Below are 14,913 nucleotides of genomic sequence, written 5' to 3' on the forward strand. Positions count from 1 at the left end.
ATGGATTCCATAAAACGGGATTTACTATCCAGTAGTGTACGGGCTGTTGTCACTCATGTGAAACGCTTGGATGAAAGTTCGGGCAAGTCAGTCATTGCTGTCGATCCCACGGAGGATGCTGGAAAAGAAGTAGAACTGTCAGCGTTCGCACAGCAACTAGGTGCTGCTGCCGAGCGTGCTGCAGCCCGAGACAGCCAGCTTTCACGCAAAGAGCTCGCCGCATTCGCAGCCAGGATCCTAGATAGCATAGGAGGGGCTGGGTACTTGCTTGCGAAAGACTTCTATGACAGCCAGCTCCCCGACACCGATGATCCTGAACTCATTGAACGTGCCAAAAAGGCAAACGCATTTGCCATGGGGACAGGTGATAATCCCTTCAAAGGGCTCAGTCGCGATCAGTTGAGTCTGATTATTTACGATGAGAGTGGGGCATTCACCATCAGTGAACGGCGTGCCGCATTGAGTGAAAGAACTGAGCAGCACAATGCGTGGGCTCGGCATATTATCGACAAGATGAATTCGGAGTATCGGAAAACGGGGCGTATTGATAACGGATTGCAGGAGACTCTCGATTACTACAAATCGCTCCCCCCTGTAGAGGTGGCGCAGTACGGTAACTACGAAGCCGGAATCATGATGCAGATGGGCTTGCAAGAAGTTGAGAGGCCCGAATTCAACATCTCTCTAATGGACCTGATGGCCAACGAATGGAAGCTCGCTACCGAAAGCGACCCATCGTCAAAGGACCCAGAGGCCGCCCTTCCAGCGACTGACACTGACGAGGAGGGAGCACGCGGATGAGCCCAATCCTTTCCCTGGATGGCGTTACCCGTTTTCTGGGCAATCAGCCCATCCTGCACGATGTCTCGCTGTCGATCCCTTCTGCCCAGACCTGTGCCATCGTCGGCCCTTCCGGTTCAGGCAAGAGCACCTTGCTTAATTTGATGGGCCTGCTGGATCAACCCTGCCAAGGCCGTGTGCTATTGGCCGGCCGCGACATGACAGCCGCGAACGCCGACCAACGCGCGATCCTGCGCAACCGCATGATCGGCTTCGTCTTCCAGAGTTTCAACCTGATACCGCGCCTCACGGCGCTGGACAACGTTGCCTTGCCGCTCTGTTATCGGGGTGTTCGGCAAGCAGCGGCACGCCGGGCGGCGCAGGTGCAATTGGAGGCGGTCGGGCTTGGGCTGCGGGTCCGGCATCGCCCCGCAGACCTCTCGGGTGGCCAGCGCCAGCGGGTGGCCATGGCCCGAGCCTTGGTGACAGAACCTCGATTGCTGCTAGCCGACGAGCCGACAGGCAACCTGGATGCGGCTACGTCCAACGAGGTGCTGGAATTGTTGTTGGCGCTGAACCGGGAACGGGGCGTGACCTTGGTCATGGTCACTCATGACGCCACCCTGGCCCGTCGTATGGAGCGGTGCCTGCAGGTGCAGGATGGAGGTGTCGCGAGTGCCTGAGGCCTACGGCCCTGATTGGCGGCATCGCGTGGGTGAGGCGTTGGCCAGTTTGCGTTTGCTGGGGCGCCGTGCCTGGCTGGCGTTGCTGGGTATCGCGGTAGGCTGCGCTGCCGTGGTGGCTTTGCTCAATATTGGCCACAGTGCGGCGCAGCATGCCAGGCAACTGTTTCAGGGCCTGGGCAGCGAGCTCATGCTCATCGACCTGACACCCGCAGGCCGTTTCCCTGGATTTTCCGGGCTGCCGGCGGAAATCAACGCGATCGCGCCGTTGGCAATGGCGGTGGTCACTGTGCAGTCGCGTGGACAACAGCGAGAAGTGCTGGTTGCCGGCAGTACTCCACATTTGGTGCAGGTCCTCGGCTTGACCGCTGGCGAGGGGCGTCTGTTGTCGATGTATGACGATTCCAGCCCCCACGTGCTTTTGGGTGCGACATTGGCTCAGACCCTCGATGTCAACGTAGGAGATCGGCTGGCGCTGGGCGCCTACCTGTTCAATGTCGTGGGGATACTCGCGCCGCAGGGCTACAACCCGATGCTACCGGTGCAGCTGGACGATGCCGTGCTCATGCCGTTGCAGGGCATGAGGCGCCTATTGGCCTCCCCTGAGATCGGCACACTGCTGGCGTTGGGGCGTGATACTGCAGTCATGTCGCAGGCTGCCATTGCCCTGAAGGACTACCTGAATGCTCGGCTTGCGGGGCATGAAGTCGAGGTACGTCTTCCGCAGCAACTGATCGAAGGCATGGCCGACCAGTCGAGCCTGTTCCGTTGGTTGCTTGGCGGGTTCGCGGGCATTGCGTTGTTGCTGGGTGGCGTTGGGGTAATGAACGTGATGGTGATGAATGTCGCTGAACGACGCCGAGAGATCGGTGTGCGTTTGGCGTTGGGCGCACGGGCTCGGGATATCGCCTGGCTGTTCCTGCTCGAAGCCATTTTGTTGGCCGGTGCGGGTGCATCAACGGGAGCGCTGGTCGGGCTTGTAGGCGCTTGGCGCTTTGCAGTCGCATCGGGGTGGCGTTTTACCGTGGACGGCTCGTCGTTGCCTTTGGGGGTTGGCAGTTCGCTGATTGTGGGCGTGTTCTTCGGGTTGCAGCCCGCGCTCGCCGCTGCGCGTTTGCAACCGGTGGTGGCGTTGCGTGATGACTAGGTGGCTGGCGATCGCCTGTGGGTTGTTGATGCCTTTGCAAGGGGTTGCCGGTGACCGCTTGCAACCGTCTCGGCCAACGCAAATCCACGCGGTATCGGCCAAAGCCTTCGCGGTCGATGTCGGGGAGGAACTGGCCCTGGAACTGGTGGATGCCATCGCCTTGGCCCTGCGTGACAATCGGGCGATTCGCAGCGCCTACCTCGAGCGTATCGCTCAGAAGTTCGACTTGCGTGTGGCACGTGATCACTTTGCCCCGCAACTAACGCTCAAGGCGCGTTTTCTGGGCAGTCGTAACCAGGACGATCGCTATCGCGAGGCAGAGGTGACGCCGTCGGCCAGCCTGCTGACGCCCTATGGCACTCGCTTGAGCCTTGACTGGGCCTATGGCCAAACGCGTGCCGAGGAAGCGGGTAATCGCTACCGTGATGGCGCCAACCTCATGGTGGTCCAACCCCTGTTGCGTGGTGCCGGGCGAGCGGTGGCAAGCGCACCGTTGCGCCAGGCGCGGTTGACCGAGCAGACCAACCGGCTGGCGCTCAAGGACAGTGTGGCGCAGGTGATCACTGACACGATCAAGGTCTACCGTGACCTGCTGCAAGCCCAGGAACAACTGCGCATCGCTCGCGATAGCCTGGCCAGGGCGCGGCAACTGGTGGAGGTCAACCAGGCGTTGATCGCTGCTGGGCGCATGGCAGCGTTCGAAATTGTCCAGGCTGAAGCAGAAGTTGCCAATCAGGAACTGGCATTGCAAGGCAGTCTCAATCAACTGCATGCCCGCCGCCTGGCACTCGCTCAAACCCTTGGCATAGCGCTTTCCACACCGCTACGGGCGACGGAAAAGCCAGTGGTACGGCCGCTGCAGGTGGATGGCCAACAGGCGATAGGCAAGGCCGAAGCGATGCAGCCTGCGTACCTGATGCAACTGATTGCCGGCGAGCAGGCCGCGATCGATTTGCAGGTGGCGCGCAATGACCAGCGGTGGGACCTGTCGCTGGTCAGCGGTGCCACTCAGGCACGAGCGCGCCCTGGCAAGGACAAGGCGTGGGAACACTACGTTGGGTTGGAACTGGACATTCCCATCGGTGACTTGAGTCGTCGTCAGACGGAAGTCCGGGCGCAGGTCGCCTTAGAAAACCATCAAGTGAGCCTGGCGGAGTCCCATCAGCAACTGCAGCGCGATGTCGCCAATGCGGTTCGGGACATCAATGTCCGTTGGCGTCAGTTAGAGATCGCTGGGCGTGCGTTGGCACTGTCACGTCGAAAGCTGCAGATCGAGCAGGAAAAACTGGCCGTGGGGCGTTCGAGCAATTTTCAGGTGCTCAGTTTTGAAAACGACCTGCGCACTGCCCAGAGCATTCACCTGGATGCCACGATCGCTTACCTCAATGCTCAAGCCGAACTGGACCAGACATTGGGTACCACGCTCGATAGCTGGGATGTGACGCTCAATGACTAGGCGACACCTGTTGGCGTGCGCGTTCGTGACGCTTGCTGGAGCCTTGATGGTGTTCTGGCTATCGCGACCTGTGTCGACAGTGCAGGGCGGTGTCGAGCGCTGGCAGCGCGTGGAGCCGCACCTGCTGGAGAGTCAGTTGGGTCTTGTCGGGCGGATTCACGCCGGTCGCCAGCTCATCCTGGCCGCGCCTTTCGATGGCTCGATTGCCGCGTTGTTCGTCGAGGATGGGCAACAGGTGCAGTCTGGCGAGACGTTGATGATGCTGGATACCGAGGGTCTGGAAATCCAGTTGCGCGAAGCGCAAGCGCAAGTGCTCAAGGCCGGTGAGGCGCTGCGGCAGATGCAGGGTTGGCAGGACGGGCCAGAGGTGGCGCAGGCCCGACGTGCGCAGGACCGCGCCCGTGGCGCATTGGCTGTGAGTCAGGCGGAGCTTGACGATACCCGACGTTTGTTCGATCGCGGCATCGTTGCGCGAATGGAGGTCGATAACCTCATTCAGCAGGTACGGGTCCAGCAACAGGGCGTGCTGGAGGCAGAACATGCGTTACGGCTGACCCGCGCGCGTGGTCAAGGCAATGACCTGCGCATTGCGCAGATGGAGATGACCAATGCCCAGGCGCGTTGGCAGGCATTGGCGCGCATGTGCGAGCAACGGGTGATCAAGGCGCCTTTCCCGGCATTGGTGGCGCGGGCAAGCCATGCTGTTGCAAGACCGCAGCGGCACCTTCAGGTGGGGCAACAGGTTGCTCAGGGGCAGCCTTTGCTGGCCTTGGTCGATGTGGGGCGGTTAGAGGTGTTGGCGAAAGTGGAGGAGGGGGACCTGGGCAAACTGCGCGAAGGCATGTCGGTTGAGGTCAGGGTGGCCGGCCAGCAGCTTGCAGGGCGGGTGCAGCGCATCGCACTTCAGGCCAGGGAGGACGGAGGTGACGGTGCCTGGTATGACCTGGTGGTATCGCTCGATACACCGTCCCAACCGTGGGCGTTGGGTTTGCGGCTAGGCATGAGCGCGCAGTTGAAGGTGGTCGTGCATCGCAGCGAGCGGGGGATTGCCGTGGCGCCTGAGTCGTTGCGTGTGGATGAATCAGGACGAACCTATGTGGTCTACCGCGAGGCGGAAGGCCAACCCGAGCGCAATGTCTTCGTCGAGATTGGCGCAACCGTGGCCGAGGGCGTTGAGGTGCAGGGGCTGGGGGCGGGGGATGTGCGGATGCCTTAGGCGTAGGTCGATAGCGTTGTTGTGGTCTTGAGATCGAGCGCCGCCCGCGCGGCGCATCGCGAGCAAGGCTCGCTCCTACGTTTGTTTCGGGCCAGTGGGTTCTGTGGGATTTGCGCGCGACCGCTTTGGTGCACGGCGCGATATCGAGTCGTGCAAACAGGCCGCATTGGCCGGGGAGAGGCTATGTGGTCTACCGCGAGGCGGAAGGCCAACCCGAGCGCAATGTTTTCGTCGAGATTGGCGCAACCGTGGCCGAGGGCGTTGGGGTGCAGGGGCTGGAGGCGGGGGGATGTGCGGATGCCTTGGGCGTAGGTCGATAGCGTTGTTGTGGTCTTGAGATCGAGCGCCGCCCGCGCGGCGCATCGCGAGCAAGGCTCGCTCCTACGTTTGTTTCGGGCCAGTGGGTTCTGTGGGATTTGCGCGCGACCGCTTTGGTGCACGGCGCGATATCGAGTCGTGCAAACAGGCCGCATTGGCCGGGGAGAGGCTATGTGGTCTACCGCGAGGCGGAAGGCCAACCCGAGCGCAATGTTTTCGTCGAGATTGGCGCAACCGTGGCCGAGGGCGTTGGGGTGCAGGGGCTGGAGGCGGGGGGATGTGCGGATGCCTTGGGCGTAGGTCGATAGCGTTGTTGTGGTCTTGAGATCGAGCGCCGCCCGCGCGGCGCATCGCGAGCAAGGCTCGCTCCTACGTTTGTTTCGGGCCAGTGGGTTCTGTGGGATTTGCGCGCGACCGCTTTGGTGAAGGCCTCATTGGCCGTAAACGACCGTAGGAGCGAGCCTTGCTCGCGATGCGCCGCGCGGGCGGCGCTCGATTTCAAAACCACACGCCAACCAAAACAGGGCCGACACTCATTCCCCCGGATGATCCCGCAAGAACACGAGGTGATCCGCCTTCGACTGCTCCGCGCTGTAGTAATACCCCTGCACATCGAACTGCTTGAGCTGTGCCGGGTCGTTGACCTGCTCCTGGATCACGAAGCGGCTCATCATCCCGCGGGCCTTCTTGGCATAGAAGCTGATGATCTTGTACTGGCCGTTCTTCAGGTCCTTGAAGTCCACGTCGATCACCCGCGCCTTGAGCGCCGAGCGCTTCACCGCGCTGAAGTACTCGTTACTGGCCAGGTTCAGCAGCAGGTCATCGCCTTGGTCGGCCAGGGCCTGGTTCAGCCATTCGCTGATACGTGTCCCCCAGAAGGCATACAGGTCCTTGCCCCGGGCGTTGGCCAGTTTGGTGCCCATTTCCAGGCGGTAGGGCTGCATCAGGTCCAACGGGCGCAGCAGACCGTACAGGCCGGAGAGCATGCGCAGGTGATCCTGGGCATAGCTGAAGTCGTCCTCGCTGAGGGTCTGGGCATCCAGGCCGGTGTAGACGTCGCCCTTGAAGGCCAACAGCGCCTGCTTGGCGTTGGCGGGGGTGAAGTCCGGGGTCCAGCTGCCGAAGCGGGCGGCATTGAGACCGGCAAGCTTGTCGGAAAGGTGCATCAGTTCGCTGATCTGGGCTGGCGACAGGTCGCGCAGTTGCTGGATCAGCACCTGGGAGTCGTCCAGATACTGGGGCAGGGTGAACCGCTCGGTCACCGGCGGGGTTTCGTAGTCGAGGGTCTTGGCGGGGGAAATCACCGTCAGCATCGGTTCGGCTCCTGGAATCGTTGCCGCGAATTCTACGGATAGATGGAGTTAAGTCCAAACTATGGCGACGATAGCCACAGACCATCGCCTCATCAGGCGCTATAGTGCGCGTTTCGCCGCTGCGGAGAGTCTGAACGTGCGCATCGCTGGTGCCTTCCTGGTCATGCTGTTAAGCCTGGCTACCCAGGCCGCCCCCCTTCCACCGGCCAGCCTGGACCGCCGCGTGTGGCCAGAAGCGCTGAACAGTCCGGCGCTGTTCGATGTCGCTTCGCGCGCCGAGATTCTCTCGTTTGCCCAGGTGCTGCACGAGAGCGAGCTGCTGGACGACGCGGCACTGGCCAAGCGCCTGGGCCTGCGCCAGATCAACCTGCAAAAGATTCGCGCGGTGCGGGCACGCATGTGGCAACGCGTGTTCCAGGGTTACCAGCAAGCCCAACGCAGTTGCGAGCAGGACGCCTCGTTCTGCTATCCGGTCGACTCGATGGCCGACTTACGTGCTCAAGCGGCGACGTTCGCAGGCGATGTTGGCACGTTCTACACCGGTTGGATCGAGCCGAGCCACCAGTTCCATGTGCTGTACCTGGATGAGCAGTTGCGCAAGGCGGCGCTGTTGCCGCAGACCACCAGCGAGGTCGAGCGTCTGTCGAGTCGTGAGCGCAATGGCGATGAGCTCAATGACCGTATGTTCCTGCTCACCTTCGTGGGCGGCCCGGGTCCGGAGGAGGGCAGCACCGATGCATTGAGCCGTTACCTACGTAGGCAGAAGATGCAAGGCACGTTCTTCGTGCTGGGTAACCGGCTGCAACAACGGCGCGACGGCGGCAAGGCCAATGCGCTGGCCGAGCTTTATCGGGGTCAATGCGTGGGTATCCAGGGCTGGGAGTACCGTTCCCATGCCCAGTGGCAGGACTGGCAGGATTCGCTCAAGCGCAGCCAGGCCAGGGTGCAGGCCGACCTGCCAGAGCAGTATGTGCCCCTGTTCCGTCCACCTTACGGCCAGCGGCGGGCCGATGGCGAGGCGTTCATGGCCCGTCAGCAGTTGCAGGTTTCGCTATGGGATATCGATGCCCAGGACGCTAGCGCCCTGAGCGCCGAGGCCTCGGCACAGCGTGTGCTGACCTTGATGTTGCTTTGGCGCAAGGGTGTGATCCAGCTGCATGACAGCCTGCCCAAGGCGCAGCCGGTGGTGGAGTGGCTGTTGCACAACACGGCGCAGAGCGGAATCGGCTGGGAAGGCTGCCGCGATTACGGGTATCGCGAAACGGGGGTATGACTTTTGACTGTAGTCCTCGCGAGCCTGGTCGCCAACCCCTGTTCGTCAATCGGAAAAATAAACTTCATTGACGCGTAAAAATACTTTTTTTAGTCATGGTTTTTGCGGTATGAAGAAACCAGACAGCCGATTCCTGCAGCACAGGTGGCGTCATCCAGGCCCTCCTTGCCAGGTGCGCTCCCCGCCCGTAACAACGCGGATACGGGGAGAACGGCAGTCACTCTGCGGCGCAGCGGTACGCGTCGTGTGGCTTTCACATAAGGTGACCGAGTATGGATGACCAAGGACGCAACCCTTCCTCCAACCAGCCTATCCTGTATGTGCTCGATACCAACGTCCTGATTCACGACCCCAATGCTTTGCTGAACTTCGAGGAGCACCACGTCGCGATCCCGATGACCGTGCTGGAGGAACTCGACAAGCTCAAGACAGGCAAACATACCATCGCCGCCGAATGCCGCCAGGCCATCCGCCTCATCGACCAGACCCTCGCAGACGCATCCCCCAGCGATGTCGAGCAGGGTGTGCCGATCCAGCGTGGCAAGAGCGGTCCCAAAGGGTTCCTGTCGATCCTGATGAGCCCACGCAGTGAACCCAACCGGCTGTTGCCGGAGAACCTGGCCGACAACATCATCATCAACCAACTGCTGGAGCTGCGTTCACGCCGCGCCGACCTGGACGTGGTGCTGGTGACCAAGGACATCAACATGCGGCTGAAGGCGCGTGCCTGTGGCATTGCCGCCGAGGATTACAGCACCGACCAGTTGGTCGACGACGTGTCGTTGCTGTCCAAGGGTTACCATTCGGTCACCGGTTCGTTCTGGGACCGGGTCAGCAAGGTCGATACCCGCCAGGAGCGCGGCCGCACCTGGCATCGGGTGCAATTGATCGACAACCTGCCCGCTGTGCACGTCAATGAATTCATCATCGACGAGCAAGGCTTCGTTGGCTGGATCAAGGGCATTCGCAACGATGAACTGCTGCTGCTCGACCTGCACCAGGAGCCGCTGCTGCACCAGGAGGCCTGGGGCCTGAAGCCACGTGACATCCATCAGAGCCTGGCGTTGTTCGCATTGCTCGACCCCGATATCCACCTGGTCAACCTGACGGGGGCCGCCGGCTCCGGCAAGACAATCCTGGCGCTGGCCGCAGCCATCGAGCAAACCATGGTCAGCAAGCGTTACCGGCGCATCATCGCTACCCGCAGCGTGCAGGGGCTGGACCAGGAGATCGGCTTCCTGCCGGGCACCGAGGCCGAGAAAATGGAGCCTTGGCTGGGTGCCATCACCGACAACCTCGAAGCCTTGCACATGGATGACGAAAGCACCCATGGCAGCGTCGAGTACATCCTCGAGCGGGTTCCGTTGCAGTTCAAGTCGCTGAACTACATCCGTGGTCGCAGCTTCCAGCAGAGTCTGATCCTGATCGACGAGTGCCAGAACCTGACGCCGCACCAGATGAAAACCATCATCACCCGTGCCGGCTCGGGGTCCAAGGTGGTCTGCCTGGGCAACCTGGCGCAGATCGACACCCCCTACCTGTCCGCGACCAGCTCGGGCCTGACCTACCTGACCGAGCGCTTCAAGGACTTCCCTCATGGTGTGCACATCACCCTGCAAGGGGTGCCGCGGTCGGTGCTGGCCGAGTACGCCGAGTCCCATCTGTAACCTTTGCAGCCGGGCGGCCCGCCGCCCGGCTTTTTTGCCGCCACACAGACCTGTCACTGGATTGAGTGCCGGGGGTGCCTGCACGGGAGTAGGTTGACCGCGACGAGGCCAGGGCTGGCGATACATTGCACTGCTCAAACCTGACCCACAGGTTTACACTCTTCGTTCCCTTCCCAGGAGCAGAGCAGTGCTGACTCATCTCGATTCCCAGGGACGCGCCAACATGGTCGACGTCACTGAAAAAGCCGTAACCGAGCGCGAAGCCACCGCCGAGGCGCGGGTGCGCATGTTGCCGCAGACCTTGCAGATGATCGTCGATGGCGAGCATCCCAAGGGCGATGTATTCGCCGTGGCGCGTATCGCCGGGATACAGGCGGCGAAAAAGACCAGCGACCTGATTCCACTGTGCCACCCGCTGATGCTGACCAGCGTCAAGGTCGAGCTCAGCACTGACGGTCAAGACGCCGTGCGTATCGTCGCCCGCTGCAAGCTGGCCGGGCAGACTGGCGTGGAGATGGAGGCGCTGACCGCTGCCAGCGTTGCTGCCCTGACCCTCTACGACATGTGCAAGGCTGTGGACAAAGGCATGGTCATCGAGCAGGTACGCCTGCTGGAGAAGCTCGGCGGCAAGAGCGGCCACTACAAGGCGGAGGCGTGATGAAGGTCAAGGTGATGTATTTCGCCCGTTACCGTGAGCGGCTGGGCGTGGATGCCGAGCGCCTTGAAGGTGAATTCAAGGTGCTCGACGACGTGCGCCAGGCCCTGTTGGCCAAGGGCGGGCGGTATGAGGTGCTGGCCGAACAGAACCTGATGTGCGCGCGTAATGAAGAGCTCTGTCGGCTTGACGAGCCGCTGGAAGAGGGCGACGACGTGGCGTTCTTCCCACCGGTGACTGGAGGCTGAACATGGCGGTGCGAGTGCAGGAAGGTGCTTTCGACCCCGGGGCCGAGGTCAATGCCATGCATGCCGCGAATGTCGGTGTGGGAGCGGTGGTCGGCTTCGTCGGCTATGTGCGCGACTTCAACGATGGCCGGGAAGTGGCCGGGATGTTCCTTGAGCACTACCCGGGCATGACCGAGAAGGCCTTGGCCAAGATTGTGGTCGACGCCGAACAGCGCTGGCCGTTGCTCAAGGTGGAGGTGTTGCACCGTATCGGTGCCCTGGAGCCGGGGGAGCCGATCGTGTTCGTGGGCGTGGCCAGTGCCCATCGGCAGGCAGCGTTCGATGCCTGCAATTTCATCATGGATTATCTGAAGACGCGGGCACCGTTCTGGAAGAAGGAAAATACCCAGGAAGGGCCGCGGTGGGTCGAAGGGAAGCAGAGTGACCAGGAGGCGGCGGGGCGCTGGTAAGTGTGTGGTGGATGACCGGGGCTTTGCCCCGATTCCTGGGTAAACCCGCTCTCACAGGGTGGCGCTGGCCTGTGGGAGCGGGTTTACCCGCGAAAAGGTCACCACCGATCAATGATGCTTGCGCGGCACCGGCTTGAGCAGTTCATCCGGTGGCATCTCGCATTTGATCTTGCGCCCCAGTAGCGCCTCGATAGCTGGTAGCTGGTAGGAGTCATCCTCGCCGGCGAAGCTGATCGACACACCACTGGTGCCCGCCCGTCCGGTACGACCGATGCGGTGCACATAGTCATCCGGGTCTTCCGGCAGGGTGAAGTTGATCACATGGCTGATGCCGTCGATGTGAATGCCGCGCCCCGCCACGTCGGTGGCCACCAGCACGGTGATGCGCCCTTCGCGGAAGTTCTCGAGGGTGCGAATCCGCTTGTGCTGTGGCACGTCGCCGGAAAGTTGGGCGGCATTGATGCCATCGCGCACCAGCTTCTCTTCGATGCGCCGCACTTCGTCCTTGCGGTTGGCGAATACCATCACCCGTTCCCACTTGTTCTGGGTCACCAGGTTGTACAGCAGCTTGTACTTGTCGCTGCCCGCGACTGCATAGACATGCTGCTCGACCGTCTCGCTGGCCACGTTCTCCGGTTCGATCTCGACGATTTCCGGGTTGGTGGTCCACTGCTTGGCCAGATTCATCACATCGTCGGTGAAGGTGGCGGAGAACAGCAGGGTCTGGCGCTCGCTCTTGGGCGGTGTCTGGCGAATGATCTGGCGGACCTGCGGGATGAAGCCCATGTCCAGCATGCGGTCGGCCTCATCCAGCACCAACACTTCGACCATGTCCAGGTGCACTTCGCCGCGCTGATTGAAGTCCAGCAAGCGGCCCGGTGTAGCGACGAGAATGTCGCAGTGGCGCGCTTCCAGGCTCTTGAGCTGCTTGTCGAAGTCCATGCCGCCGACGAAGCTCATCACGTTCAGGCCACTGTACTTGGTCAGGGCCATCGCGTCCTTGGCGATCTGCACCACCAGCTCGCGGGTCGGGGCGATGATCAGCGCGCGAGGCTCGCCCATGTAGCGTTCCTTGGGCGGTGGTGTCTGCTGCAGCTGCGAGATGATCGAGATCAGGAACGCTGCGGTCTTGCCGGTACCGGTCTGGGCCCGGCCGATGGCGTCCTTGCCGCGCAGGGTATGGCCGAGCACCTGGGCCTGGATCGGCGTGCAGTATGGGAAGCCCAGGTCGTGGATGGCATGCATCAGCTCGTTGGAGAGCTTGAAGTCATGGAAGCGTGTCTTGCCTTCCTGTGGCTCGACCACGAAGTCTTCAGGTTTCCACAGGCTGGCTTGTGGTTTGGGTTTGCGCTCGCGGCGCGGTTTGTCTTTGGCCGGTTTGTCGGCGGCGGCAGGGGCTGTGGGTTGGGTGCTGGCCTCGGCCGGAGCGGCTTCGGGTTGCACGGTAGGCGCCGGCGCGGACTTGTTCACCGGCGCTGCGGGTTCGACGGCCTGAGGCGCGGCGTCTCCCTTGCCGAATATTTTCTTGAGTGCCTTGAGCACGATCGTCTCATCAATTGGTTAAGGAATGTACGCCGGGCAGTGTAATGCAAGATTCAGGCGCGGCGTAGTGGAATGCGCAGGCAGCTACACGCTTGGCCTATTGCAGTTGCTGGCTCAACCAGTCGTGGATGTCGCCCAGTTCTTCGACCATCACTTCATGTTCCATGGGGTATTCCTGCCAGCGGGCGGCAACGCCCCAAGTATTGAGGAATTCGAAGGCCGTACGGCCCATCGAAGGGATCACCACCGAATCGTGCACACCATGCAGGCACAGGGCTGGCGTGCGTTGCTGGCACGCGCTGAGCTGATGACTGTCGGTAAAGGTTGGAGCGTAGGTGGACAGCGCGATTACCCCTCCCAGTGCCTCCTGCCACTTTATATAAGCGGTGTGCAGCACCACGGCGCCGCCCTGGGAGAAACCGGCGAGGAAGATTCGCGACAGGCTGATGCCCTTGGCCTGCTCGGCCTTGATCAAGGCGATGACCTGCTGCGCCGACTCTTCCAATTGCCCTTCGTCGATGGCGCGGGCCGGGGTCATGGCCTTGATGTCGTACCAGCTTGGCATGGAATAGCCGCCGTTGATGGTAACCGGACGGGTGGGCGCCTGCGGCATCACGAAGCGGGTAGTGAGCAGCCGTTCCTGCAGAAATTCGGCCACCGGTAGGAAGTCGTAACGGTCGGCACCCAGGCCGTGCAACCAGATCACACAGGCGTCTGCGGTTTTCTGTGGTTCGAGAATCAGCGGGTTGGTCATGACTGCTCCGAAAGTGTGCATGCCTGGTAAGAACGTGCGTGAAAAGAAGGCCTGGCTATTGATTGTCAGAAAAAGAATGTCGCAACGATACAACTTTCCCTACTTGACTAGCGCTTAAACGCTTAAGCCGCCAACTGTGGTACGCGCTTTGCTATGGATCCGTTGAGGCAAAGGGACTATCCGCGACGGTAACACCCTTTGCACGCGAAGGCTGTCACAGAACAGCTCATTGCGCCAATTGACCCAATAACAAGCCAACAAGGGTCGGATGCGCCTCATAAGGGTGCGGTGCAATTCCGGCTCGGTACAACAAGAGCGATTTGGAGGTTGTGAATGAAGATGTTGAAAACCACCCTGGCAGTCCTGACCGCTGCCGCCGCGCTGGGAGCCACCAGCTTCGCACAGGCCGGCGCCACTCTCGATGCGGTCAAGAAGAAGGGCTTCGTCCAGTGTGGCGTGAGCGACGGTCTTCCAGGCTTCTCGGTCCCCGATGCTAAGGGCAAGATCATCGGTATCGACGCCGATGTATGCCGCGCTGTCGCCGCTGCGGTGTTCGGTGATGCCACCAAGGTCAAATTCAGCCAACTCAACGCCAAGGAGCGCTTCACCGCCCTGCAGTCGGGCGAAGTCGACGTGCTGTCGCGTAATACTACCTGGACCAGCTCGCGCGATGCCGGCATGGGCCTGGTGTTCGCCGGTGTCACCTACTATGACGGCGTGGGCTTCCTGGTCAACAAGAAGCTGGGTGTTTCCAGTGCCAAGGAGCTCGATGGCGCGACCATCTGCATCCAGGCCGGTACCACCACCGAACTGAACGTATCCGACTTCTTCCGCGCCAATAATCTCAAGTACACCCCGATCACCTTCGATACCTCCGATGAGAGCGCCAAGTCGTTGGAGTCCGGCCGTTGCGACGTGCTCACCTCGGACAAGTCGCAACTGTTCGCCCAACGTTCCAAGCTGGCTGCACCGACCGACTACGTGGTGCTGCCGGAAACCATCTCCAAGGAGCCTCTGGGTCCGGTGGTGCGTAAAGGCGACGAGGAGTGGTTCAGCATCGTCAAGTGGACCCTGTTCGCGATGCTCAACGCCGAAGAGGCCGGCATCACCTCGAAGAACGTCGAGGCCGAAGCCAAGTCCACCAAGAACCCGGACGTCGCCCGTCTGCTGGGTGCCGACGGTGAATACGGCAAGGACCTCAAGCTGCCCAAGGACTGGGTAGTGCAGATCGTCAAGCAAGTCGGCAACTATGGTGAAGTGTTCGAAAAGAACCTTGGTCAGAGCACCGACCTCAAGATCGACCGTGGCATGAACGCCCTGTGGAACAACGGCGGCATCCAGTACGCGCCACCTGTGCGCTGATGGCTGCACCCTGCGGCGGCATCCCGCCGTCGCAGGTTGTTCGGATCCCT

At 61.5% G+C, this 14,913-nt stretch carries 14 protein-coding genes; 11 read left to right on the top strand and 3 right to left on the bottom strand.

Annotated features, from left to right (window positions below; translation table 11 throughout):
• Genes IF103_RS04235 through IF103_RS04255 form a run of 5 tightly spaced genes read left to right on the top strand, consistent with a single transcriptional unit; the run spans position 1 to position 5,282 of the window.
• Positions 1 to 801: a hypothetical protein gene (locus tag IF103_RS04235; RefSeq protein WP_023378778.1), complete on the top strand. Its 801-nt coding sequence runs from the start codon at positions 1 to 3 to the stop codon at positions 799 to 801.
• Entirely contained in the window at positions 798 to 1,463 is a 666-nt protein-coding gene (locus IF103_RS04240; RefSeq protein ID WP_023378780.1) for an ABC transporter ATP-binding protein, read from the top strand. Before IF103_RS04235 ends, IF103_RS04240 begins: the two co-directional genes overlap by 4 nt.
• The gene (locus IF103_RS04245) at positions 1,456 to 2,610 is read left to right on the top strand and encodes an ABC transporter permease (protein WP_202675891.1); all 1,155 of its coding nucleotides are present in this window, start codon (positions 1,456 to 1,458) and stop codon (positions 2,608 to 2,610) included. The genes IF103_RS04240 and IF103_RS04245 overlap by 8 nt, the downstream gene beginning before the upstream one ends.
• Entirely contained in the window at positions 2,603 to 4,066 is a 1,464-nt protein-coding gene (locus IF103_RS04250; protein ID WP_023378782.1) for a TolC family protein, read from the top strand. Before IF103_RS04245 ends, IF103_RS04250 begins: the two co-directional genes overlap by 8 nt.
• Positions 4,059 to 5,282 carry an HlyD family secretion protein gene (locus IF103_RS04255; RefSeq protein ID WP_202675892.1) on the top strand — a complete coding sequence of 408 codons (1,224 nt, stop codon included), beginning with the start codon at positions 4,059 to 4,061 and terminating at the stop codon, positions 5,280 to 5,282. Before IF103_RS04250 ends, IF103_RS04255 begins: the two co-directional genes overlap by 8 nt.
• Positions 5,283 to 6,133: 851 nt before the next feature.
• Here the strand turns inward: IF103_RS04255 and yaaA are convergent.
• The gene (gene yaaA, locus IF103_RS04260) at positions 6,134 to 6,913 is read right to left on the bottom strand and encodes a peroxide stress protein YaaA (protein WP_023378784.1); all 780 of its coding nucleotides are present in this window, start codon (positions 6,911 to 6,913) and stop codon (positions 6,134 to 6,136) included.
• 136 nt (positions 6,914 to 7,049) lie between these two features.
• Here yaaA and IF103_RS04265 point away from each other — a divergent pair, with 136 nt between their 5' ends.
• The 5 genes from IF103_RS04265 (at position 7,050) to moaE (ending at position 11,205) form a co-directional block, all read left to right on the top strand.
• Positions 7,050 to 8,186 (top strand): polysaccharide deacetylase family protein, encoded by a 1,137-nt coding sequence (locus tag IF103_RS04265; RefSeq protein WP_027908073.1) that lies wholly within the window; start codon positions 7,050 to 7,052, stop codon positions 8,184 to 8,186.
• A 272-nt stretch (positions 8,187 to 8,458) separates the two neighbouring features.
• Positions 8,459 to 9,853, top strand: coding sequence for a PhoH family protein (locus tag IF103_RS04270; protein WP_023378786.1), 1,395 nt, complete (start codon positions 8,459 to 8,461; stop codon positions 9,851 to 9,853).
• 187 nt (positions 9,854 to 10,040) lie between these two features.
• Complete coding sequence (moaC, locus tag IF103_RS04275) at positions 10,041 to 10,511, top strand: cyclic pyranopterin monophosphate synthase MoaC (protein ID WP_023378787.1); 471 nt, start codon at positions 10,041 to 10,043, stop codon at positions 10,509 to 10,511.
• The gene (gene moaD / locus IF103_RS04280; RefSeq protein WP_023378788.1) at positions 10,511 to 10,756 is read left to right on the top strand and encodes a molybdopterin converting factor subunit 1; all 246 of its coding nucleotides are present in this window, start codon (positions 10,511 to 10,513) and stop codon (positions 10,754 to 10,756) included. The genes moaC and moaD overlap by 1 nt, the downstream gene beginning before the upstream one ends.
• A 2-nt stretch (positions 10,757 to 10,758) precedes the next feature.
• Complete coding sequence (gene moaE / locus IF103_RS04285) at positions 10,759 to 11,205, top strand: molybdopterin synthase catalytic subunit MoaE (protein ID WP_023378789.1); 447 nt, start codon at positions 10,759 to 10,761, stop codon at positions 11,203 to 11,205.
• 108 nt (positions 11,206 to 11,313) lie between these two features.
• Here the strand turns inward: moaE and rhlB are convergent, their stop codons facing one another.
• Positions 11,314 to 12,747, bottom strand: coding sequence for an ATP-dependent RNA helicase RhlB (gene rhlB / locus IF103_RS04290; RefSeq protein ID WP_104882148.1), 1,434 nt, complete (start codon positions 12,745 to 12,747; stop codon positions 11,314 to 11,316).
• Positions 12,748 to 12,844: 97 nt separating this feature from the next.
• Positions 12,845 to 13,501 carry an alpha/beta hydrolase gene (locus IF103_RS04295; protein ID WP_023378792.1) on the bottom strand — a complete coding sequence of 219 codons (657 nt, stop codon included), beginning with the start codon at positions 13,499 to 13,501 and terminating at the stop codon, positions 12,845 to 12,847.
• A 333-nt stretch (positions 13,502 to 13,834) separates the two neighbouring features.
• Here IF103_RS04295 and IF103_RS04300 point away from each other — a divergent pair, with 333 nt between their 5' ends.
• A complete protein-coding gene (locus IF103_RS04300; RefSeq protein ID WP_023378793.1) occupies positions 13,835 to 14,863 on the top strand; it encodes an amino acid ABC transporter substrate-binding protein in 1,029 nt (342 codons plus the stop codon).
• Positions 14,864 to 14,913: the final 50 nt, after the last annotated feature.

It is taken from the genome of Pseudomonas sp. SK2, from assembly GCF_016772395.1.
Lineage (GTDB): Bacteria > Pseudomonadota > Gammaproteobacteria > Pseudomonadales > Pseudomonadaceae > Aquipseudomonas > Aquipseudomonas taiwanensis.